Below are 1009 nucleotides of genomic sequence, written 5' to 3'. Positions count from 1 at the left end.
CTTCAAGCAGACGCTGATCGACACCGGTGTGGGCCGGATGGTGCTGGACATCTCGAAGGACTGGGCCAGATCACGGCCAGGTCGCCGCGTTGATGGGCCGCTTCGGCTCTGGTGCTCGGCTCGTAACCGCAGGACGGGCAGATCCGCGACGTTCGCGCCGGCACAACGGGGACCGCAGCTACCGTGCTCACCGAATCGGTCGACGCACTCGCCGCCGGTGTGCGCTTGTTCAGGTGTCCGTAGACAGTAGTGCGGGGAACATTCAACATCGCCGCGATCTGCGCGACCGTCTTCTCCCCCGCGTCGTAAAGCTGCTGGGCGAGCACGATCTGATCGTCGGTGAGCTTCGGCGGACGACCACCCTTTCGACCACGCGCCCGCGCCGCGGCCAACCCGTCCCGGGTGTTCGCCACGATCAACTCACGTTGAAGTTCGGCGAGTACGGAGAGCATCCCGAACATCGCTCGCCCTTCCGCTGTTGCGGTGTCGATGCCCTGCTCGAGAACCTTCAATCCGATCCCCCGCTCGCGTAACTCAGCGCCGAGGGTGATCAGGTGCACCACCGAACGCCCCAACCGGTCCAGTCGGGTGATCACCAACGTGTCACCGCTACGTAGTCGAGTCAGCACCGCGTCGAGTTGCGGGCGTGAGGCTTTCGCACCGCCCGCGTGGTCGGTGTGGATGTTCGCGGCGTCGATCCCAGCCCGCGTCAGAGCGTCGATCTGGTGGGCGGGGTTCTGATCTGCGCTCGACACCCTGGCGTAACCGAACAACATCTGTCGAAAATATCCCACTTCATCGTTTTTCGACAGACTCCACCACCTGAAACCCATGAGGTGATGCAACAGTACGATGTTCCGTGTGCTCATTCCTTGCCAGGTCCGGGCGCACGGCTCGCCGGATCGGACACCTAACCCTGACCCGGCGGGCCACCAAGAATTCCCCCAGAACTGCACGTGGAGTGCCCATCTCAGCGCTGGGCGAGCGAAACGTCGAAGGTACGTCAGAT

Annotated in this window: 1 protein-coding gene; it reads right to left on the bottom strand. The window is 63.5% G+C overall.

Annotated features, from left to right (window positions below):
• Nucleotides 1-2: 2 nt before the first annotated feature.
• The gene (locus tag ABT116_RS50570) at nucleotides 3-869 is read right to left on the bottom strand and encodes a recombinase family protein (RefSeq protein WP_351648649.1); all 867 of its coding nucleotides are present in this window, start codon (nucleotides 867-869) and stop codon (nucleotides 3-5) included.
• Between the last annotated feature and the right edge of the window lie 140 nt (nucleotides 870-1009).

This window comes from Streptomyces sp. NPDC002130, from assembly GCF_040296465.1.
GTDB lineage: Bacteria > Actinomycetota > Actinomycetes > Streptomycetales > Streptomycetaceae > Streptomyces.
This window is presented reverse-complemented; position numbering and strand designations above follow the sequence as displayed.

Excerpts from the sequence above, each read along its gene's own strand:
- ABT116_RS50570 (WP_351648649.1), bottom strand. The coding sequence starts at position 869 with ATGAGCACACGGAACATCGTACTGTTGCATCACCTCATGGGTTTCAGG.